The sequence below is a fragment of the Microbacterium testaceum genome (assembly GCF_020781835.1).
Taxonomy (GTDB): domain Bacteria; phylum Actinomycetota; class Actinomycetes; order Actinomycetales; family Microbacteriaceae; genus Microbacterium; species Microbacterium testaceum_H.
This window is the reverse complement of sequence record NZ_JAJGNJ010000006.1, coordinates 242,867-263,049: the sequence shown is the minus strand read 5'-3', so window position 1 is coordinate 263,049 and position 20,183 is coordinate 242,867. Positions and strand designations below refer to the sequence as shown.

Genomic DNA, 20,183 nt, shown 5'->3' with positions numbered 1-20,183 from the left:
GGGAGCTCAGACCACCTGGGCCCCGCACATGCCGCAGTCGCCGCCGGCGGAGACCTCGACGAAGCAGTCGGGACACATCGCCCGCGTGGGGCGGTCGGTCGCCGGCACCGGCTTCGGGGACGCCGACCGGCGTTCAGCCCGCGGGGCGGATGCGCGCTTCTTCAGTTCGACCGGGGCCGGCGGCGCGGGCGCCGGAGCGGGCTTGTGCGCCTCGCAATAGAACCGCACGAAGCCGCCGTGGTGCTTCGGGTGACGGTGCTTGACCGCCCACAGCTGCGTGCGATCGAACAGTTCTCCGTCAGCACCGCACCCGACGCAGCGGGTGGGTTCACCGGGGACGACATCGGCGACGACGACGGGAACGTCGAACGCGATGGCATCCCGCCAGTCCGAGGACGAGACGATCTTCATTGGGGGACCCTTCTTCGGCGGTTCGGGCCGCCTCACCCTCCACGGTACGCGCCCGCCGTGGGGTGCGGGGACGGATATCCGTCCCCGGGGGGATGGACAGCACGTGGGCGCCCCCCGATAGGTTGGGAGGAATTCCCCCGCGTCGCCCCGGGTGGCGCCCATCGAAGGAGAAGCATGGAAATCGCCGCTCTGGGGGCGATCGGTCTCGTCGTCGTCATCGCTCTCGTCGTCGTCATCGTTGTCGTCCTGATCGTCGCGGGCCTCATCCGCGGCTGGTATCGCGTCGCGAAGGCCGACGAAGCCCTGGTCATCGTCGGTAAGCGCCAGAAGGCCGCCGACGGGAACTCGTCGCGGATCACCGTCATCACCGGCGGTGGCGCGATCGTGAACCCGCTCACGCAGCGCGGCGAGATGATCTCGCTGCGGGCACGCCAGATCAAGATGGAACCGACCGCGCAGTCCTCCAACGGCGTCACCGTGAACGTCAGCGGTGTGGCACTGGTGAAGATCGGATCGGATCCCGAATCGGTGCGTCGCGCGGCCGAGCGCTTCGCCTCGCAGGACAAGGCGATCGAGCAGTTCACGACGGAGCAGCTCGAAGGTGCGCTGCGCGGTGTCGTGGCGACCCTCACGGTCGAAGAGCTCATGCGCGACCGGCAGCGGCTGTCGGATCAGATCGCCGAGGGCATCAAGGGCGATCTGTCGTCGCAGGGCCTGATCCTCGACTCCTTCCAGATCCAGGGCGTCACCGACAGCAACGGCTACATCGCCGCCCTCGGCGCCACCGAGGTCGAGCGGGTCAAGCGCGAGGCCGAGGTCGCCCGCATCAACGCGGTGCGCGAGATCCGTGCGCGACAGATCGCCACCGACGAGGCCAACCTCATCGAGCAGACCGCGCTGGACAAGAACAGCGCCGCCGCGAAGGCCGAGGTCGGCCGCGCCAACGCCGAGGCCGAGCAGGCCGAGGCGCTCACGCGCGCCGAGCGTCGCCAGGCCGTTCTGCAACAGGAGGCGCAGAACACGCAGGCGCGCCTCGAGTCCGAGGTCGCTCGCGTGGCCGACGCCGACCTGTATCAGCGGCAGAAGGATGCCGACGCCGAGGCGTATGCGCAGATCAAGGCCGCCGAGGCCCGCGCCCAGATCGCCGAGCAGGAAGCGGCCGCCGTCCGCGTGCGCGCGGAGGCCGACGCGCAAGCCGTCCGCCTGGCCGGTGAGGCCCGGGCCGAAGCGATCCGCGCGGAGGCCGAGGCGCTGTCGCACAACCAGGAGGCCCTGCTCGCCCAGCGGGCACTCGAAGCGCTCGTGCCGATGATGGCGGAGTTCGCCAAGGGCTACGACCGCGTCGGCAACGTCACGGTGCTCGGCGGAGAGGGCGCGAGCGGCCACCTCGCGGCGGAATCGGCGACCGGGCTCCGCTCGTCGTTCGAGGCGGTGCGCGCCGCGACGGGCATCGACCTGACCGCCATCATCCAGGGGCGTGCCGTGGCCGATGCGTTCGCCGACGCCTCGCGCCGTCCCCCTGAGGCCGCGCCCGCGCCTGCCGCGGCACCCGACCCGGCCGCTCCGGCCGCGCCGCCGACGGCGTCCGAGTCGCAGGACTGACGGGAGCCGACCGTGCCCGAGGCGCCCGAGGTCGAGGCGCTCACGCTGTACCTGCGTGAGCGCCTCACCGGTCACGTCGTGCGGGCCGTCGAGCTGTCCGAGTTCCGGGCGCTCAAGACGCGTCCGAGGCCGCTCGACGAGCTCGTCGGACGTTCGGTCAGCGGCATCGAGCGATACGGCAAGCACATCGACGTCGATCTCGGTGGAACGCACCTCGGGATCGGTTTCGGTCGTGCGGGCTGGGCGACGTGGATCGACGAGCCGGCGGCATCCGATCCGCCGGAGAACGGCGCGGCGGAGATCGCCCGTGTGTCGTTCGACGACGGGGTGCTCGGCATCACCGATGCGGGTGACTGGCTGTCGGTCCAGTTGCATGTCGTCGACGATCCGCGTGATGTGCCCGCGGTGGCGAAGCTGGGGCCGGATGCCGCCGACCCGGCGTTCTCGCGCGACGACCTCGCCCGCGCGCTCGGGAAACGCCGGAAGCAGCTCAAGGCGCTGTTGCAGGAGCAGGAGTCGCTCGCCGGGATCGGCAACGCGTATTCGGACGAGATCCTGTACGTCGCGCGTCTCTCTCCCGTCGCCCACGCGGCGGCGCTCACCGAGGACGAGGTCACCGGCTGCACGAGGCGCTGCGCGCGGTGCTCGACGAGGCCGTCACGGCCCGCCGTGGTGTTCCCATCGCGGAGCAGAAGGCGGCGAAGGTCGCCGCGATGCGGGTGCACGGCCGCGCAGGCGAGCCGTGCCCGGAGGGCGGTGGCGTGGTCGAGGACATCCCCGGAACCAAGGGCGGCGGCCAGTACTGCCCGTCCTGTCAGCCGCCGCACGAGTGACCGTTCTCGCCGGTCGCTCCGGCGCCGCCCGCCGACGCTCCGCCCCGCTCGCACCGGCTCCGCGGGCTGCGGGGGAGACATCGGCGCGATGGGTTCGGGCGACTCGCACGGAGGAACGGCGAAGGGCCTCGAGCCGAAGCCCGAGGCCCTTCGCGGAAGCCGTGATCAGACCGTCTGGCCCGCGTGCGTGCCTTCGGCGACCTCCTCGACGAGCTTGGCGTTGAACGCCGGCAGGTCGTCGGGGTTGCGGCTGGAGACCAGGCCCTGGTCGACGTGGACCTCCTCGTCGACCCATGTCGCGCCGGCGTTGCGCAGGTCGGTCTGCAGCGTCGGGTAGCTGGTGAGGGTCCGGCCTGTGAGCACGTCGGCCTCGGTGAGGATCCAGCCGCCATGGCAGATGACGGCGACCGGCTTGTGCTGCTCGAAGAAGGCCCGGGCGAAGTGCACGGCATCCTTCACGATCCGGATGTCGTCGGCGTTCTGCACACCGCCGGGAAGAACGAGCGCGTCGAAGTCGTCGGCCGTCGCCGAGCCGACCGGGAGGTCGACCTTCTGCTCGTGGCCCTTCTCGCCCTTCACGCTACCGTCCGACGGCGACACGAGCACCGCCTCCGCGCCGGCCGAGGTGACCGCGTCCCAGGGGCTGGTGAGCTCACTGTCTTCGAAGCCGTCGGTGAGAAGGAAGGCGATGCGCTTTCCGGTGAGGTCCGTCATGGGGACTCCTCTCGATCGTGGTCGGGGATGTCACCACGCTAGGAACCGCTGCTGCCCGGGGCGCGGGGGTTGCGGTTGCCCGAATCGCGGGGTACGGCCGAGGATGGGTGTGCGCGGCCCGACCCCGGGCGCGCGGGCGTAGCATGAAGGGATGTCCGGTGATACCACACCCCATACCGAGACGCCGGCGAAGCCGCTGATCGCGCTGCTGACGCCCCCGGTCGACGATGACGCCCCCGCCCGCTCCCGTTGCTGCGGCGGCGGAGTCTGTTCGTTGAACTGACCCCCGCCCGCGTTGCCGCCCGTGGACGGCACCGCGACGGACGATCGGCCGCCCCGAGCGGACGGCCGCGGAGTCAGTGCGCCAGGGGCGCCGCGCCCTCGATCTGATCGGCGGGCTTGCGGATCACGAACGCGCCGAGGATGAGCGGCAGCGAGATGATCGCGGCGATGAGGAACGCGGTGCGCGCGCCCGCCGCATCGGCCTCCACTCCTCCGCCGCTCGACGCCGAGACCGCGGACATCACGGTCACCAGCAGGGCGATGCCCGCGGCTCCGGCGACCTGCTGCACGGTTCCGACCACGGCGGATCCGTACGAGTAGAACTGCGGCGCGACGGATCCGAGGGAGGCGGTGAACAGCGGGGTGAACGACAGTGCGAGTCCGACCGAGAGCACCGTCTGCGCGACGACGAGCAGGAGGAACGACGTGTCCGTTCCCACGGTGGAGTAGAACCACAGCATCGCGCTGGTGATGACCGCGCCGGGTACGAGAAGGACCTGGGTGCCGAAACGGTCGTAGAGCCGTCCGATGACCGGGCCGGCCAGACCCATCGCGAGCGAGCCGGGGAGGACGGCCAGGCCGGTCTCCAGGGGGCTCTTGCCGAGGACGTTCTGCAGATAGAGGGGCAACAGCGTGATCGCGCCGAAGAACGCCAACGACATCACGCCCAGCTGTGCGACCGAGAGGGAGAAGTTGACCGAGCGGAACACCCGCAGGTCGAGCAGCGCGACGCCGCCCTTCTGCAGACGCAGCTGCCGCAGGACGAAGAGGGCGAGGCCGACCACGCCGACGACGAGCGAGACGATGAGGGTCACGGTCGAGGCGGACTGCGCCGCAGCGGCATCGGCTCCGGCGCCGTGTCCGCCGCCGCCGATCTGGCTCAGGCCGAACACGAGGCCGCCGAACCCGAAGGCGGAGAGGATGACGGACAGGACGTCGATCGGGGCCCTGCGGGTCTCGCCCAGGTTGTGGATCCACCGGGCGCCGACGAACAGGGCGACGAGCGCGATGGGGAGCACGATGCCGAAGATCCAGTGCCAGCCGAGCGACTGCAGCACCAGGCCCGACATCGTCGGCCCGATCGCGGGCGCGAGCGCCATCACGATGCTGACGCGTCCCATCATCCGCCCGCGCTGGTGCGGCGGCACGATCGTCATGATCGTGGTCATGAGCAGCGGCATCATGATGGCCGTGCCCGAGGCCTGGACCACGCGGGCGATGACGAGCACCTCGAACCCGGGCGCGACGAAGGCCACGAGCGTCCCGGCCGAGAACAGGGTCATCGCCGCGATGAACACCTGCCGAGTGGTGAAGCGCTGCAGGAGGAACCCGGTGATCGGGATGACGACGGCCATCGTCAGCATGAACGCGGTCGTCAGCCACTGGGCGGCGACGGCGGTGATGTCCAGATCGCGGATGAGGAACGGGATCGCCACGTTCATCGTGGTCTCGTTCAGGATCGCCACGAATGCTGCCGTGAGCAGGAGCCAGACCACGCGGCTCTGCTCCGCGGTCACACCGGATGCCGAGACGGGGGGAGCGGTGGGTATTCCGGTGGTGGCGGCCATGGCGGGATCCAATCGGGGAGGGCGTCGTGGCGTCACAGAAGGCGACGGACTTCGGGGGGTAACGGCGCGAGCGCGCGAGGTATTCCCCGAAATCGAAGATCGAGGGACGGATGCCGAGTCTAACGGGAGCTTCCGACATCGCCCCGGGCGGCTCGATGTCCGCGGTCGGACGTAGGCTGACCGGCATGAGCATGGGCGGCGCCGGAGGGAGCATGTTCCGCGGTGTGTACGCGGAGACCCAGCGGCAGCGCAACGCCGAAGCACCGCGCGTGCCCGACCTGGGGCGGCGGGTGGCGTCGCTGTTCCGTCCCTACCGGGCGCGCATCGTCGTCACCGTCGTGCTCGTGGTGCTCGGGGCGGCCGTCGCGGTGATCCCGCCGCTCCTCGTGCAGCGCATCTTCGACGACGCGCTCTTCCCCGTCGACGGCTCTCCCGTCGACCTCGGCCTGCTCGCCACCCTCGTCGCTGCCATGATCGGCCTCTTCCTGCTGTCGGGCGGCCTGGGGGTCGCTCAGACGTGGTTCACCGCGACCGTGGGCAATCGCGTCACCGGAGACCTGCGGGTCCGTCTGTTCACGCACCTTCAATCCATGGAGCTCGGGTTCTTCACGCGCACCAAGACCGGTGTCATCCAGTCACGCCTCCAGAACGACGTCGGAGGCGTCTCGGGCGTGCTCACCAACACGGTCACGAGCATCCTCGGCAACTCGGTCACCGTGGTGGCCTCACTGGTGGCGATGGTCCTCATCGACTGGCGGCTGACCCTCATCGCCGTGGTCATCATGCCGTTCCTCGTCCTCGTCCAGCGTCGGGTCGGTCAGGTTCGCGCGCGCATCGCCGCCCAGACGCAGGAGTCGCTGTCGGAGCTGTCGGCGATCACGCAGGAGACCCTGAGCGTGTCCGGCATCCTGTTGTCGAAGTCGTTCAATCGGCAGCGCACGGAGTCGGCACGGTACGACGCCGAGAACGCCAACCAAGTGCGGCTGCAGGTCCGGCAGGCCATGAGCGGGCAGCGCTTCTTCGCCGTCGTCCAGGTGATCATGGCGAGCGTCCCGGCCCTCATCTATCTCGTCGCGGGGCTCCTGGTCGGCAGCGGTGCGGGCGCCCTCACCGCCGGCACCATCGTGGCCTTCACCACGGTGCAGGCGCGTCTGCTGATGCCGCTCATGGGGTTGATGCGCGTCGCCCTCGACGTCCAGACGTCGTCGGCGCTGTTCGCCCGCATCTTCGAATACCTCGACCTCGAGCCCGCGATCGCCGACGCGCCCGACGCCATCCCGGCGTCGGCGGCGCCCGGCCCGGTCGGGCGTATCGAGTTCCGCGACGTCGTGTTCCGCTACCCCGACGCCCCGGAGCAGGCACGGCCGACCCTCGGCGGTGTCTCGTTCGTCGTCGAACCCGGCGAGCACGTCGCCTTCGTCGGCCCGTCGGGCGCGGGCAAGACCACGATCCTGTACCTGACCCCGCGCATGTACGAGGCGAGCGGCGGCTCGGTGATGTTCTCAGGCGCCGACGTACGGAGCCTGGAACGGGCATCCATCATCGACAACATCGGCATCGTCTCTCAGGAGACCTACCTCTTCCACGCCTCCGTCCGTGAGAATCTCCGCTACGCCAAGCCGGAGGCGACGGATGCCGAGATCGAGGCCGCGTGTACGGCGGCGAACATCCACCACGTCATCGCCGGCTTCGAGGACGGTTACGACACCGTCGTGGGAGAGCGCGGCTACCGACTGTCCGGCGGAGAGAAGCAGCGCATCGCCATCGCCCGCGTGCTGCTGAAAGACCCTCCGGTCCTTCTCCTGGACGAGGCGACCAGCGCCCTGGACACCGTGTCCGAGCGGATCGTGCAGGAGGCCCTCGAGACCGCGGCGCACGGTCGCACGACGCTCTCCATCGCGCACCGTCTGTCGACCGTGATCGGCGCCGACCGCATCCATGTCGTGGACGCCGGACGCATCGTCGAGTCGGGCACCCACACCGAGCTGATCGCCGCCGGAGGACTCTACGCGGGCCTTGCCGCCGAGCAGCTGGCCGCATCGTTCGTCCTCACCGAGGAGGAGCGCGACCGGGCCGACCTGCCGCGCCCGGCTCTCACCGCGCGCCGGGCCGACGAGCCACCCGCGTAGGAGTCCTCAGCCGGGGAGTGTCTCCACGAACGCCTCCAGCGCGATGCGGTACACCGGATCGGGATGCGTCTCGGCGATCCGCAGGAGCGGGGGCAGATCGAGCGTGCGGATGAGTCGCCCGCGTTCTCCGACGGCGTCGTCCGCCCCGGCGGCGCGCAGGACGGCGATGCCCTCGCCGAGCGCCTCGAGGTAGTCGTGCAGCACGTCCACCTCGCCCAGCCGCTGGGTGATGGAGCTGCGGTCGCGACGCTCGCGCCACTCCACGACGACCTCGGGCAGGACGTCGAACGCGGTGGCGAGCGTGTACATCCGCTGCGCCACCACCTGGTCCTCGTAGTAGCGGCCCTCGGGGAACCGTAGCCCGTGGGCGTGCCAGAAGGCCGTCCTGCTCAGCTTGGACCACGCGACGATGTTCCCGGATGCCGCGGGGTGCTCCGCCAGCGTCGTGCCCGTGCGCGCCGGGTCGGTCGCCGCGGACACCCACGGCTGCACGTCTCCGGCCGTGTAGCCCGTGCCCTCGGCATCCGGTCTCAGACGCACGTACGCGCCGACGACGAAGTCGCTGCCCGAGGACTCCAGCGTCGACCACAGCCGTTCGAGGGCGTTCGGGCGCAGGCGGTCGTCGGCGTCGAGGAAGGCCGTGAAGGGCGTCTCGACGACCTCGAGCCCGCTGTTGCGGGCGGCGCCGAGGCCCCGCGGCGCGCGGTGCTCGACCACACGGAATCGCGAGTCGGAAGACGCGGCGTCGGCGAACAGCCGACGCGTCTGGTCGGTGGAACCGTCGTCGACGAGGACGGCGCGCCAGCTGTCGAGGGACTGCGCCTGCAGCGACCGCAGGGCTTCACCGGCGAACTCGGCGACATCGCGGCCGGGAACGATCACGGTGATCGCGGGGGAACTCACCCGCGTGATCCTACGGCGGTCACCGCCTCGGCGACGGCGATTGCCACGGCGTCGAGATTCCGTGTCAGCCCGTGCGGCAGGGTGAAGCGCACGGCGGTACGGGCATCGTCGGCTTCGATGCCGAGGGCCAGCAGCACGTGCGACGCCTCGTCGCTGCCCGCCGCGCACGCGGACCCGCTCGAGGAGACGACCCCGCGCCGCTCGAGCTCGAGCAGCACCGTCTCGCCGTTGACGCCCGGGAAGACGAAGCTCGCTGTTCCCGGCAGCCGGCGCGTCGGGTGGCCGGTGAGACGCGCGCCCGGCACCGTGGCGAGCACCCGGGCGATGAACGAATCGCGGATGGCCGTGACCCTCTCGGCCTCCCCGACGCGCTCGGCCTCGGCGAGCGAGAGCGCGGTGGCGAAGGCGACCGCACCGGCCACGTCGGGCGTTCCCGACCGGCGGCCGCGTTCCTGGCCGCCGCCGTGGAGCAGAGGTTCGAGTGGAAGGCGGCCGCGGACGGCGAGGATGCCGGTGCCCTTGGGGGCGCCGATCTTGTGGCCCGCCACGGTGATCGCGTCGGCCCCGAGTCCGGCGAGCGGCAGCCACCCGGCGGCCTGCACCGCGTCGAGATGCAGCGGGACGTTCCGCTCGTGCGCGACCGCGGCGAGGGCAGCGGCATCCTGGACCGTCCCCACCTCGTTGTTGCCGTAGCCGACGCTCACGAGCGCCGTGTCGTCGCGCATCGTCGCGGCGAGGTCGGCCGGCGACAGCGTGCCGGTTCCGTCGACGGGAGCGTACGTCACCTCGACCCCGTGCAGGCGGGCGAGGTAGTCGCCCGAGGCGAGTACCGACTCGTGCTCGATCGCGGTGGTGACGAGATGCCGCTTGCCGCGGGGGAGCGCACCGAGCACGAGACCCTTCACGGCGGTGTTGTTGGACTCGGTGCCACCGGAGGTGAAGACGATGTCGCCCGGGCGCATACCGAGGATCGCCGCGACACGCGCCCGGGCATCGTCGAGGGCGGATGCCGCGGCCTCGCCGACCTCGTGGTGGCTGGAGGGGTTGCCGAACCACCGCGTGAGGTAGGGCGCCATCGCTTCGACGACCTCGGGGCGGACCGGGGTCGTCGCGGCGTTGTCGAGGTACAGGCTCACGTCGTGCGGATGCGGATGTCGAGGCCGAGGTCGAGCGCGGGAGCGGAGTGGGTCAGCGCACCGACCGAGATGACGTCGACACCGGTCTCGGCGATCGCGCGCACGGTGTCGAGGGTGACACCGCCCGAAGCCTCGACGACGGCGCTCCCGGCGATCTTCTCCACGCCGGCACGCAGGTCGTCGAGAGAGAAGTTGTCCAGCATGATCGTGTCGACGCCGGCGGCCAGCACGGCGTCGATCTGGTCCAGACGGTCGACCTCGACCTCGACGTGCGTGGTGTGCGGCAGCCGCGCGATCGCGCTCTCTAACGCCTGTGTCAAGGGAAGACCGCTCGCGGCGAGGACGGCGAGGTGGTTGTCCTTGGCCATCACGGCATCCGAGAGGGAGAACCGGTGGTTGTGGCCGCCGCCGTCGCGGACCGCCTGACGTTCGATCGCCCGCAGTCCCGGTGTGGTCTTGCGGGTGTCGACGATCCGCGCGCCCGTGTGCGCGACGGCGGCGACGTAGCGGCTCGTGAGCGTCGCGATGCCGGACATGCGCTGGACGAAATTGAGGCCGATCCGCTCGGCGGTGAGGACGGCCCGCGCGGGGCCGGACACGATCGCGAGCACGTCGCCCGGCACGAACTCCGCGCCGTCGGCCACACGGACGTCGACGTGGATGGTGGGGTCGGTCAGCGTGAAGGCGGCGCGGAACACCTCGGCGCCGCTGAAGACGCCGATCTCGCGGGCCACGAGCTCGGCCCGGGCGGTCGCGTCGGCCGGGATGAGCGTCTCGCTGGTGAGGTCGCCCCACGGAGCGTCCTCGTCGAGGGCGGCGGTGACGATGCGGTCGATCGCGGCGCGGGTCAGCATGCGAGGGCCTCCTGGGCGACGGGGACGGATGCCGCGGCGGCGGGGGAGGCGGAGACCTCGTCCGAGCGGAAGTGCGCGCCGACCGAGCCGGTGCGGGCGAGGGCGGCGGCCACCACGTGACGGGCGAGCAGGAGCAGCCCGGCGTCTTCCGCGGAGCGCGGCCGCGGAAGATCCGCCCACGCCGCGAGGACGCCGGCCGCGCGGCGCAGCCCCGCGTCGTCGCGGATGAGTCCCGCGTGCTCCCACAGGAGGTCCTGTAGCGCGCCCCGGGAGAACACCGGCACCTCCACCGGGGCGGGGACGTCCGGCAGCGCGATGGCAGTCGGCGCGTCGACGTCGGGCCACCCGGTGTCGGTCGCGGCCGCTGCGCCGGCGCGTGCGCCGAACACGGCGCCCTCGAGGAGCGAGTTGGATGCCAGGCGGTTCGCGCCGTGCACCCCGGTGCGTGCCGTCTCTCCTACGGCGTACAGACCCGGGATCGTCGTGCGTCCGTCCAGGTCGGTGACGACCCCGCCCATCAGGTAGTGGGCCGCAGGGGTCACCGGGATGGGCTCCCGCGACCAGTCCAGCCCGCGGGCACGAACGGCGGCGTCGATGGTCGGGAACCGCTGCGCGAGCCGATCCGCGCCCAACGCCGTGGCATCCAGGCGCACCGGTCGCCCGTCCTGCGCGGCCATGGCCCGCGCGTTGGCCCGTGCCACCACGTCGCGCGGCGCGAGTTCGCCGTCGGGGTGGGCGTCGAAGGCGAAGCGGCGGCCGGTGTCGTCGATCAGGATCGCCCCGTCACCGCGCACCGCCTCGGACACCAGGAACGGCTCGCCGGCGGCGAGGGCGGTCGGGTGGAACTGCACGAACTCGAGGTCGGCGACGGCGGCGCCCGCACGCAGTGCCGCGGCGATGCCGTCTCCCGTGGCGGAGGACGGGTTGGTCGTGTGGGAGTAGAGCTGGCCCGCGCCGCCGGTAGCCAGGATGACGGCGTCGGCGGAGAGACGGTGCGCGGTCGCCTCGGTCTCGACGTCGATGCCGACCACACGCCCTCGTTCGAGGACGAGTTCCCGCAGGGCGGTGTGCTCGCGCAGCACGATCCCGCTCGAGCGCACCGCGGCACCCAGCGCCGCTTGGATCGCGGCGCCCGTGGCGTCCCCTCCGGCGTGCAGCACCCGCGGGCGCGCGTGGGCGGCCTCGAGTCCCCGCGCGAAGTCGCCGTCGGGGGAGCGGTCGAAGCAGACACCACGCCGCACGAGCTCTGCGATGCGGTCCGGACCCTCCGTCACGAGGGTGCGCACGGCCTCGGCGTCGTTGAGCCCGACGCCGGCGGTGAGCGTGTCGGCGATGTGCGACTCGAGGGTGTCGTCGGCCGTCGTCACGGCCGCGATCCCGCCCTGTGCCCACCGCGTGTTGGTGTCGGGCAGGGCGCCCTTGGTCACCACGGTGACGCGGCATCCGCGCTCGGCCGCGTGCAGCGCGGCGGTGAGACCCGCGATGCCGCTGCCGACCACGACGACGTCGGTCATTTCACCGCGCCGTTCGGCTTGGCGGCGAGCATGCGCTCGAGTGCGACGGTGGCGGGCTCGGCGACATCGGCGGGGACGGTGATGCGGTTGACGACCTCGCCGGCGACGAGGGACTCGAGGACCCAGGCGAGGTACCCGGGGTGGATGCGGTACATCGTCGAGCACGGGCACACGACCGGGTCGAGGCAGAAGATCTCGTGCTGCGGGTACTGGGCGGCCAGGCGCTGGACGAGGTTGATCTCGGTCCCGACGGCGAAGGTCGTCGGCTCTTCGGCCGCGGCGATCGCCGTGCGGATGATGTCGGTGGACCCTGCTTCATCGGCGGCGTCGACCACGTCCATCGGGCACTCGGGGTGCACGATCACGCGAACCCCGGGATGTTCGGCGCGCGCCTTGTCGATCTGGGCGACGCTGAACCGGCGGTGCACCGAGCAGAAGCCGTGCCAGAGGATCACCCGGCTGTCCTCCAGCTGCTCGACCGTGGAGCCGCCGAGGGGGCGGCGGGGGTTCCACATCGGCATCCGGTCGAGGGGCACGCCCATCGCCTTGGCGGTGTTGCGCCCCAGGTGCTGATCGGGGAAGAACAGCACCCGCCGGCCGCGGGCGAACGCCCACTCCAGGACCGTGCGTGCGTTCGAGGAGGTGCACACGATCCCCCCGTGGCGGCCGACGAAGCCCTTGATCGTGGCGCTGGAGTTCATGTACGTGACCGGGATGACGGGCACGAGCCCCTCGGCATCCGGTGTCTCGAGATCGCCGAGCACGTCGGCGAGCTGCTCCCAGCACTCCTCGACCTCGTCGATGTCGGCCATGTCGGCCATCGAGCACCCCGCGGCGAGGTTGGGCAGGATGACGGACTGCTCCGGCCGCGACAGCAGGTCGGCGGTCTCCGCCATGAAGTGCACGCCGCAGAACACGATCGCCTGCGCCTCGGGGTGTGCCTTCGCCGCGTTGGCGAGCTGGAACGAGTCGCCGACGTAGTCGGCGTGTCGCACGACCTCTTCGCGCTGGTAGAAGTGGCCGAGCACGACGACACGGTCGCCGAGGGTCTCCTTGGCCGCGCGGATGCGCGCATCGAGCTCGTCGTCCGAGGCCTCTCGGTACTCGCGGGGGAGCTCGCCCTGGCGGGGCGCCCCGGTGGGGATGACGTCGCCCATCGATGAGCCGGGACCGTAGCCCGGACGCGTGTCGAAGTCCCAGGGTCCCACCGCGAGGTCGGTCGTACAGGTGGCTTCGGTCGATGCACCGGAGACGATCGCCTGGATGACGTGATCGACGGAGGGGTCGACCGCCGGGCGGGGCTGCAGGGTGAGAGATGTCGTGCTCATGGACGTTCCGATCACTGACGGGACGTGAGCGGGCCGCGGTCGGCGAGCTCCACGTCACGGTTGTAGCGGTAGAGGCGGGCAGGGCGATGGCTTCCGGTGCGGAAGCGCTCGGTCGGGATGAGAGTGTCGGAGGTGTCGATCTGCCGGCGGAAGTTCGCCGGATCGAGGCGTCGACCGAGGATCGTCTCGGTGACCTCGCGCAGGTCGGCGAGGGTGAACTCGTCGGGCAGCAGGCCGTGCGCGATACGGCTGTAGCCGACCTTGTTGCGCAGACGCCACAGCGTGTACTCGACGATGTCGTTGTGGTCGAACGCCAGGGGCGGCAGGTCCGTCGCGTCGAACCATTCGACGTTCTCGGGGGCGTCGCCCTGGCGGGCGTGCGCCGCGACCTGGGCGTCGACCTCGTCGGAGCGCAGCAGCGCCCAGTACACGATCGACACGACACGCGTGGGGGAGCGGTCGACGGCGCCGAAGGCGTACAGCTGCTCGAGATAGCTGGGGGTGAGGCCGGTCGTCTCCTCGAGCGTGCGGGAGGCGGCGGCGTCGAGGCTCTCGGCGGGATCGAGCCACCCGCCGGGGAGGGCCCACCGTCCGTCGTACGGATCGCGCGTGCGGCGCACGAGCGGGAGGGAGAGCACCGGCTCGTCGCCGACGCTGCGGCGGACGCTGAAGATCACCGTCGACACCGCGACGCGCACATCGGTCTCGCGGGGTTCGGGCTGAGGGGTTCGTGTCATGGTGACCATATCTCCGTGGGCGATCTTAGTGTCATCTCGACCCGAAGGGCAAACGGCACTCTCTCAGCGGTGCCCCGTACGCTGTGGCGAGACCCTGGAGGTAGGGATGCCGCTCGTCGACATCGTGCTGATCGTGCTGCTCGCACTCGCGTTCATCGTGGGCATCGCCCGCGGTTTCCTCGCCACGATCGGCTTCTTCGCCGGCCTGGCGCTCGGCGGGATCGCCGCGTACTGGCTCATCCCGTACGTGGGCCAGTGGGTCACCGACCCGCTGTGGCGCGGCGCGGCGATCGTGGCCGCCGGGGTGCTGCTGCTCCTGCTCGGAGCGGCGCTGGGCACCGCGATCGGCAACACCCTCCGCCGCGGTGTCGACCGGATCAAGCTCCGCATCCCCGAGCGGATCCTCGGCGGGGCCGTCAACCTCGCCGCCGCCGCGCTGGCGCTGTCGTTCTTCGCGGGCACGCTGACCACCGCGGGGGTACCGATCGTCTCGGCCGCACTGGCCTCGTCCACCGTCGTCCGCACCATCGACCGGATCACCCCCGAGCCCGTGCGCGTCGCCCTCGCCGAGCTTCGCGGAACCGTGTTCGCCGACGGCATCCCGCGCCTCGGCCAGCTGATCCAGATCGGTCCGGTTCCGAGCGCTCCCGCGATCGCGCTCGACGACCCCGCGCTCACCCGCGCCGCCCAGTCCGTTGCGCGGATCACCGGGACCGCCTACGCGTGCGGTGTCACCGCGAGCGGGTCGGGCTTCGTCGTCGCGGACGACCGCGTCGTCACCAACGCCCACGTCGTCGCGGGCGTCGACGCGCCGCTGGTCGAACTGCCCGGCCAGGCGGCGAAAGAGGGGCGAGTGGTCTACTTCGATCCCGTGGACGACCTCGCCGTCATCGCCGTCGACGGCCTGGATGCCGCGGCCCTCCCGGTCGTGCCCGCGCTCGCGGTCGGGTCGGCCGCCGTCGTACAGGGCTACCCCTACGGCGGGCCGTTCACGTCGGGCGGCGCTCAGGTGCTGTCGGAGGGGACGGTCCCGGTGCCGGACATCTACGGCGACCAGTCGGCCCCGCGGGACATCTACGCCCTGGGTGCGGTGGTGCGACCGGGGAATTCCGGCGGACCGCTGCTGACGTCGGCGGGTGAGGTCGCCGGGGTGGTGTTCGCCCGGTCCGAGACCGACGACGACGTCGGCTACGCCATGACGCCCGCCGAGCTGGACCCCGTGCTGGCGCAGCTCGGGTCGATGTCGGCGCCGGTGGCATCCGGGAGCTGCACGACACGCTGACCCGCCGGTGAGCGCCGCGGTGGGCTGTGCGGGCGCGTCGCCTCGGTTATGCTGGCGCCACAAGTCCACACCGGCCCCATGATCGATGCGGGAGAGCTCCGGCGAACGCAGCCGGACACCGAAGGAGCAAGCCTCCCCGCCAATCTCTCAGGTACGCGTACCGCCTCGATCGGGCCACTCTGGAAAGAGACCCGGATGCCATCGGCCGGGTCCGCCGACGGTGAAAGCCCGCGTCCCCGGACGCCGGGCGAAACTCTCAGGTCCATGACAGAGGGGGAGTTCTCAGGCGCCGCCCGGCGTCTGACCGTCCTCGCGAACGGCAGAACTCATGACCGACACCCCCGCTCCACCGCGCTCGTCGCCCTTGCACGATCGGCACGAGGCCCTCGGCGCCTCGTTCACCGACTTCGGTGGGTGGAACATGCCTGTGCGGTACACCTCCGACCTCGCCGAGCACCGCGCGGTGCGTGAGGCCGCCGGGCTCTTCGACATCTCGCACATGGCCGAGTTCTGGGTCCGCGACGGACGCGCGGCCGACTTCCTCGACTACGTCCTGGCCGGCCGCGTGTCGGCGATGCGGATCGGCAAGGCCAAGTACTCCCTCGTCCTCGCCGAGTCGGGCGGCATCGTCGACGACGTCATCGTCTACCGCACCGGCGAGCAGCACTACCTCGTCATCGCGAACGCGAGCAACCGAGACGCGGTCGCCGCAGCCTTCGAACGGGCGCGCTCGACGTGGTCGACGGCCCAGGCGTCCGTCGACGGCCCGCCCCCGGGCGGCGAGTACGCGGTGTCGTCGGGCGGTCACGCCCCCCTCGTGGAGGACGTGACCGACTCCGTCGCCCTCGTCGCTCTGCAGGGACCGAGGGCCCGCGGCATCCTCGAGTCCATCGCCGAGATCACGATCCTCAGCACTCCGCTCGACGAGCTCGGCTACTACGCCTTCACGGAGGGCACGTTCGACGGGGATTCGCTCTTCATCGCCCGCACCGGCTACACCGGCGAGGACGGGTACGAGCTGCTCGTCTCGGTGAAGCGGGCCGCTGACCTGTGGGATGCGCTGCTGGCGGCCGGAGCGTCGGAGGGGCTCGTCCCGTGCGGTCTCGCCGCGCGCGACACTCTGCGACTCGAGGCCGGTATGCCGCTCTACGGACACGAACTCTCGCGGGATGTGACGCCCGCGCAGGCGGGACTCGGCCGCGTCGTTTCCGCCGACAAGACCGCGTTCGTCGGCAAAGACGGGCTGATGTCGCGACCCGCCGACGCTCCGGTGCTCGTGGGGCTCGTCTCCGAGGGCAGGCGCGCGGGCCGCGCCGGATACCCCGTGCTCGACGGGGACGACGTCGTCGGCGAGATCACCAGCGGCGCACTCAGCCCGACCCTCGGCTACCCCGTCGCGATGGCATACGTCTCCCCGGCCTCGGCCGAGCCCGGCACCACCCTGACCATCGACGTGCGCGGAACACGCATCCCCGCGACCGTCACCCCCCTTCCCTTCTACCGGAGGAACGCATGACCGACCTGACCGCTCTCCGCTACACCTCCGAGCACGAATGGATCGCCGTCGACGGCGACGTCGCCACCGTGGGCATCACCGACTTCGCCGCCGAGAAGCTCGGTGACGTCGTCTTCGTCGACCTCCCCGCCGCCGACTCCGCGGTCACCGCCGGCGACGTCTGCGGCGAGATCGAGTCCACCAAGTCGGTGGGCGAGCTCTACGCCCCCCTCGACGGCACGGTCGTCGAGGTCAACGACGCCGTCGTCGACGACCCGTCGCTCGTCAACGCCGATCCCTTCGGCGAGGGGTGGCTCGTCAAGATCCGTCTCGAGGGCGATCTGCCCGGCGACCTCCTCGACCGCGCCGCATACGAGGACCTCACCGCATGAGCCTGGCCACCGCCCCCCGCACGGATGCCGCGGCGCCCGCCGCCTTCACCGATCGCCACATCGGCATCGACGCCCACGACCGCGCCCGCATGCTCGAGGTCGTCGGGTACGACAGCGTCGAGCAGCTCGTCCAGACCGCCGTCCCGGCATCCATCCACGTCCGTCCCCGCGCGACGAGCGACCTGCCGCCCGCCGCGACCGAGGCGGAAGCCCTCGCGGAACTGCGCGAGCTGGCATCCGCCAACCGGTCCGCCCGGCCGATGATCGGGTTGGGGTACTACGACACGTTCACCCCGTCGGTGATCCAGCGCAACGTCCTCGAGAACCCGTCCTGGTACACCGCCTACACGCCGTATCAGCCCGAGATCTCGCAGGGCCGCCTGGAAGCGCTCATCAACTTCCAGACCATGGTCACCGACCTCACGGGCCTCGCGACCGCCAACGCCTCGATGCTCGACGAATCCACCGCGGTCGTGGAGGGCATGCTCGTCGCCCGCCGCGCGTCCAAAGTGAAGACCGACGTCTTCCTCGTCGACGCCGACGCGCTCCCGCAGACCAAGGCGCTGCTCGCGCACCGCGCCGCCGCCGTCGGCATCCAACTGGTCGAGACGACGTACGACGGCGAGGTCCCCGAGAGCTTCGGTGCCTTCGTGCAGTACCCCGGTGCCACCGGACGGGTGTGGGACTTCTCCGACGTCGCCTCCGCGGTTCACCGGCACGGCGGTCTCGTCGTCGCCGCCGCCGACCTCCTGGCGCTGACCCTGCTCCGCTCGCCCGGCGCCCTCGGCGCCGACGTCGCCGTGGGCACGACGCAGCGCTTCGGCGTGCCGCTCGGCTTCGGTGGTCCGCACGCGGGGTACATGGCCGTGCGCGCCGGACTCGAGCGCCAGCTGCCCGGGCGCCTCGTGGGCGTCTCGGTGGATGCCGCGGGCAACCCCGCCTACCGACTGTCGCTGCAGACGCGCGAGCAGCACATCCGCCGCGAGAAGGCCACCTCGAACATCTGCACGGCCCAGGTGCTGCTGGCCGTCATGGCGGCGATGTACGCCGTCTACCACGGCCCCGACGGGCTGCGCGCGATCGCGACCCGGGTCGCGCAGACCGCCGATGCCCTGGCATCTGCTCTCGTCGCGTACGACCTGCACCTCGCCGCGGACGCGTTCTTCGACACCGTCCGCGTGCACGTCCCCGGGCGCGCGCAGGACGTCGTCGACCGCGCCCGTGAGCGCGGCTACCAGCTGCTGTGGGTCGATGATGCCACGGTGGGCGTCGCGGTCGACGAGACGACGACGGATGCCGACGTCGCCGCGATCGTGGCGTCCTTCGGGCTGCCCACGGAGGCCCTGCCCGAGGGTGAGGCCCTCCGCCGGGTGCCCGCGCGCCTGCACCGCGAGGACGCCTACCTCACCCACCCCGTCTTCCACGCGCACCGCAGCGAGACCGCGATGATGCGCTACCTCAAGACGCTCGCCGATCGCGACTATGCGCTGGACCGCGGCATGATCCCGCTCGGGTCGTGCACGATGAAGCTGAACGCCGCGACGGAGATGGCCGCGATCTCGTGGCCGGAGTTCTCTCGGGTGCACCCGTTCGCGCCGGAGGCCGACGTCCACGGGTACCTCGCGATGATCGAGCAGTTGGAGCGCTGGCTCGCCGAGGTCACCGGGTATGACGCGGTGTCGCTCCAGCCGAACGCGGGGTCGCAGGGCGAACTGGCCGGGCTCCTCGCGATCCGCGGGTTCCACCACGCCAACGGCGACGCGCAGCGGACGGTGTGTCTCATCCCGTCGTCGGCGCACGGCACGAACGCCGCCTCCGCGATCCTCGCCGGGATGCGCGTCGTCGTGGTCGCGTGCGATGAGGCAGGCAACGTCGACCTGGACGATCTGCGCGCCAAGATCGCGCAGCACGCGGAGGAGCTGTCGGCTCTGATGATCACGTACCCCTCGACGCACGGGGTGTACGAGCACGACGTGCTCGAGATCACGCAGGCCGTCCACGACGCCGGCGGCCAGGTATACGTCGACGGGGCGAACCTCAACGCACTGCTCGGGTTCGCCCGCTTCGGCGACCTCGGCGGCGACGTGTCGCACCTGAACCTCCACAAGACCTTCGCGATCCCGCACGGCGGGGGCGGGCCGGGTGTCGGCCCCGTGGCGGCGAAGGCGCACCTCGCGCCATACCTCCCCTCGCACCCGTTCTCGCAGCGCGCCGACCATGCCGGCGGGGTGTTCGACGGCGGCCCGGTGTCGGCGGCCCCGCACGGCTCGGCCGGCATCCTGCCGATCTCCTGGGCCTATGTGCGCATGATGGGAGCGGAGGGGCTGCGTCAGGCGACCGCCGCGGCCGTGCTGTCGGCGAACTACATCGCCGCCCGTCTGCGCGCGCACTACCCGGTGCTGTACGCCGGGGAGGGCGGACTGGTCGCGCACGAGTGCATCCTCGACCTGCGTCCGCTCAAGGACCAGACCGGGATCACCGTCGACGACGTCGCCAAGCGACTCATCGACTACGGCTTCCACGCGCCGACGATGTCGTTCCCGGTCGCGGGCACCTTGATGGTGGAGCCGACCGAGAGCGAAGACCTCGCCGAGCTCGACCGGTTCGTGGATGCCATGATCGCGATCAAGAACGAGGCCCTCGCCGTCGCCGCGGGGGAGTGGCCCGCCGACGACAACCCGCTCGTGAACGCCCCGCACACCGCGGAGGCGGCCGTGGCGAACGAGTGGACCCACCCGTATCCGCGGGAGACGGCGGTGTACCCGGAGCGCTCGCTGGTGCGCGGGAAGTACTGGCCGCCGGTCCGCCGCATCGATCAGGCCTACGGCGATCGCAATCTCGTGTGCTCCTGCCCGCCGCCGGAGGCCTTCGCGTAACGCTCGGCTCCCGGGGCGAAGGCGTTCGGGCCTGCTCCCGCGAGACGCACCGCGCTGACATCTCCCGCGCATCCTGAACGGGAGATGTCAGCGCGGCGCGCGCCGGGGAACCCCCAGGGTGCATTGG

16 protein-coding genes, 1 pseudogene and 2 riboswitches are annotated in these 20,183 nt (G+C 71.5%); of the genes and pseudogenes, 8 read left to right on the top strand and 9 right to left on the bottom strand.

Annotation, left to right across the window (positions count from 1 at the left end; translation table 11 throughout):
- Positions 1–6 precede the first annotated feature (6 nt).
- The gene (locus LL239_RS11075; RefSeq protein WP_228163494.1) at positions 7–411 is read right to left on the bottom strand and encodes a glucose-6-phosphate dehydrogenase; all 405 of its coding nucleotides are present in this window, start codon (positions 409–411) and stop codon (positions 7–9) included.
- Positions 412–585: 174 nt separating this feature from the next.
- Between LL239_RS11075 and LL239_RS11070 the strand changes: the two genes are divergently transcribed.
- The 3 genes and pseudogenes from LL239_RS11070 (at position 586) to LL239_RS11060 (ending at position 2,846) form a co-directional block, all read left to right on the top strand.
- A complete protein-coding gene (locus LL239_RS11070) occupies positions 586–2,013 on the top strand; it encodes a flotillin family protein (protein WP_228163493.1) in 1,428 nt (475 codons plus the stop codon).
- Positions 2,014–2,025: 12 nt separating this feature from the next.
- Positions 2,026–2,571: pseudogene (locus tag LL239_RS11065) on the top strand (DNA-formamidopyrimidine glycosylase family protein); the annotation flags it as partial.
- Between the two features lie 83 nt (positions 2,572–2,654).
- Positions 2,655–2,846 (top strand): hypothetical protein, encoded by a 192-nt coding sequence (locus LL239_RS11060; RefSeq protein ID WP_228163510.1) that lies wholly within the window; start codon positions 2,655–2,657, stop codon positions 2,844–2,846.
- 165 nt (positions 2,847–3,011) lie between these two features.
- Here LL239_RS11060 and LL239_RS11055 read toward each other — a convergent pair whose 3' ends face one another.
- Positions 3,012–3,560 (bottom strand): type 1 glutamine amidotransferase domain-containing protein, encoded by a 549-nt coding sequence (locus LL239_RS11055; protein ID WP_228163492.1) that lies wholly within the window; start codon positions 3,558–3,560, stop codon positions 3,012–3,014.
- A 356-nt stretch (positions 3,561–3,916) separates the two neighbouring features.
- Complete coding sequence (locus LL239_RS11050) at positions 3,917–5,410, bottom strand: DHA2 family efflux MFS transporter permease subunit (protein ID WP_228163491.1); 1,494 nt, start codon at positions 5,408–5,410, stop codon at positions 3,917–3,919.
- A gap of 191 nt (positions 5,411–5,601) precedes the next feature.
- Between LL239_RS11050 and LL239_RS11045 the strand changes: the two genes are divergently transcribed.
- Entirely contained in the window at positions 5,602–7,539 is a 1,938-nt protein-coding gene (locus LL239_RS11045; RefSeq protein WP_228163509.1) for an ABC transporter ATP-binding protein, read from the top strand.
- Positions 7,540–7,545: 6 nt separating this feature from the next.
- Here LL239_RS11045 and LL239_RS11040 read toward each other — a convergent pair whose 3' ends face one another.
- The 6 genes from LL239_RS11040 to LL239_RS11015 are packed head-to-tail and all read right to left on the bottom strand — an operon-like array spanning position 7,546 to position 14,011.
- A complete protein-coding gene (locus tag LL239_RS11040; protein ID WP_228163490.1) occupies positions 7,546–8,442 on the bottom strand; it encodes a glycosyltransferase family 2 protein in 897 nt (298 codons plus the stop codon).
- Complete coding sequence (locus tag LL239_RS11035; RefSeq protein ID WP_228163489.1) at positions 8,439–9,578, bottom strand: cysteine desulfurase family protein; 1,140 nt, start codon at positions 9,576–9,578, stop codon at positions 8,439–8,441. Before LL239_RS11035 ends, LL239_RS11040 begins: the two co-directional genes overlap by 4 nt.
- A complete protein-coding gene (nadC, locus tag LL239_RS11030) occupies positions 9,575–10,432 on the bottom strand; it encodes a carboxylating nicotinate-nucleotide diphosphorylase (RefSeq protein WP_228163488.1) in 858 nt (285 codons plus the stop codon). The genes LL239_RS11035 and nadC overlap by 4 nt, the downstream gene beginning before the upstream one ends.
- Positions 10,426–11,946, bottom strand: coding sequence for an L-aspartate oxidase (gene nadB, locus LL239_RS11025; RefSeq protein WP_228163487.1), 1,521 nt, complete (start codon positions 11,944–11,946; stop codon positions 10,426–10,428). Before nadB ends, nadC begins: the two co-directional genes overlap by 7 nt.
- Positions 11,943–13,274, bottom strand: a complete 1,332-nt coding sequence (gene nadA, locus LL239_RS11020; protein WP_228163486.1) for a quinolinate synthase NadA — start codon at positions 13,272–13,274, stop codon at positions 11,943–11,945. Before nadA ends, nadB begins: the two co-directional genes overlap by 4 nt.
- Before the next feature lie 11 nt (positions 13,275–13,285).
- On the bottom strand, positions 13,286–14,011 hold the full coding sequence (locus LL239_RS11015; RefSeq protein WP_228163485.1) for an NUDIX hydrolase: 726 nt from the start codon (positions 14,009–14,011) through the stop codon (positions 13,286–13,288).
- Positions 14,012–14,117: 106 nt separating this feature from the next.
- On the opposite strand from LL239_RS11015, the gene LL239_RS11010 reads away from it, so the two are divergent.
- The 4 genes from LL239_RS11010 to gcvP all read left to right on the top strand — a co-directional run bounded on the left by LL239_RS11010 (position 14,118) and on the right by gcvP (position 20,056).
- The gene (locus LL239_RS11010; protein ID WP_228163484.1) at positions 14,118–15,293 is read left to right on the top strand and encodes a MarP family serine protease; all 1,176 of its coding nucleotides are present in this window, start codon (positions 14,118–14,120) and stop codon (positions 15,291–15,293) included.
- A 78-nt stretch (positions 15,294–15,371) separates the two neighbouring features.
- Positions 15,372–15,466, top strand: a riboswitch (glycine riboswitch).
- Positions 15,467–15,574, top strand: a riboswitch (glycine riboswitch).
- Between the two features lie 47 nt (positions 15,575–15,621).
- Positions 15,622–16,809, top strand: coding sequence for a glycine cleavage system aminomethyltransferase GcvT (locus LL239_RS11005; protein WP_228163483.1), 1,188 nt, complete (start codon positions 15,622–15,624; stop codon positions 16,807–16,809).
- Positions 16,806–17,180: a glycine cleavage system protein GcvH gene (gene gcvH, locus LL239_RS11000; RefSeq protein WP_228163482.1), complete on the top strand. Its 375-nt coding sequence runs from the start codon at positions 16,806–16,808 to the stop codon at positions 17,178–17,180. Before LL239_RS11005 ends, gcvH begins: the two co-directional genes overlap by 4 nt.
- Positions 17,177–20,056, top strand: a complete 2,880-nt coding sequence (gene gcvP, locus LL239_RS10995; RefSeq protein WP_228163481.1) for an aminomethyl-transferring glycine dehydrogenase — start codon at positions 17,177–17,179, stop codon at positions 20,054–20,056. The genes gcvH and gcvP overlap by 4 nt, the downstream gene beginning before the upstream one ends.
- The last annotated feature ends 127 nt before the right edge of the window (positions 20,057–20,183 follow it).

Bases quoted from the DNA above. Each gene is read 5' to 3' on its own strand.
- LL239_RS11055 (WP_228163492.1), bottom strand. From the start codon at position 3,560: ATGACGGACCTCACCGGAAAGCGCATCGCCTTCCTTCTCACCGACGGC.
- LL239_RS11075 (WP_228163494.1), bottom strand. From the start codon at position 411: ATGAAGATCGTCTCGTCCTCGGACTGGCGGGATGCCATCGCGTTCGAC.
- LL239_RS11045 (WP_228163509.1), top strand. From the start codon at position 5,602: ATGGGCGGCGCCGGAGGGAGCATGTTCCGCGGTGTGTACGCGGAGACC.
- gcvH (WP_228163482.1), top strand. From the start codon at position 16,806: ATGACCGACCTGACCGCTCTCCGCTACACCTCCGAGCACGAATGGATC.
- nadB (WP_228163487.1), bottom strand. From the start codon at position 11,946: ATGACCGACGTCGTCGTGGTCGGCAGCGGCATCGCGGGTCTCACCGCC.
- LL239_RS11015 (WP_228163485.1), bottom strand. From the start codon at position 14,011: ATGACACGAACCCCTCAGCCCGAACCCCGCGAGACCGATGTGCGCGTC.
- nadA (WP_228163486.1), bottom strand. From the start codon at position 13,274: ATGAGCACGACATCTCTCACCCTGCAGCCCCGCCCGGCGGTCGACCCC.
- LL239_RS11010 (WP_228163484.1), top strand. From the start codon at position 14,118: ATGCCGCTCGTCGACATCGTGCTGATCGTGCTGCTCGCACTCGCGTTC.
- LL239_RS11005 (WP_228163483.1), top strand. From the start codon at position 15,622: ATGACCGACACCCCCGCTCCACCGCGCTCGTCGCCCTTGCACGATCGG.
- gcvP (WP_228163481.1), top strand. From the start codon at position 17,177: ATGAGCCTGGCCACCGCCCCCCGCACGGATGCCGCGGCGCCCGCCGCC.
- nadC (WP_228163488.1), bottom strand. From the start codon at position 10,432: ATGCTGACCCGCGCCGCGATCGACCGCATCGTCACCGCCGCCCTCGAC.
- LL239_RS11050 (WP_228163491.1), bottom strand. From the start codon at position 5,410: ATGGCCGCCACCACCGGAATACCCACCGCTCCCCCCGTCTCGGCATCC.
- LL239_RS11070 (WP_228163493.1), top strand. From the start codon at position 586: ATGGAAATCGCCGCTCTGGGGGCGATCGGTCTCGTCGTCGTCATCGCT.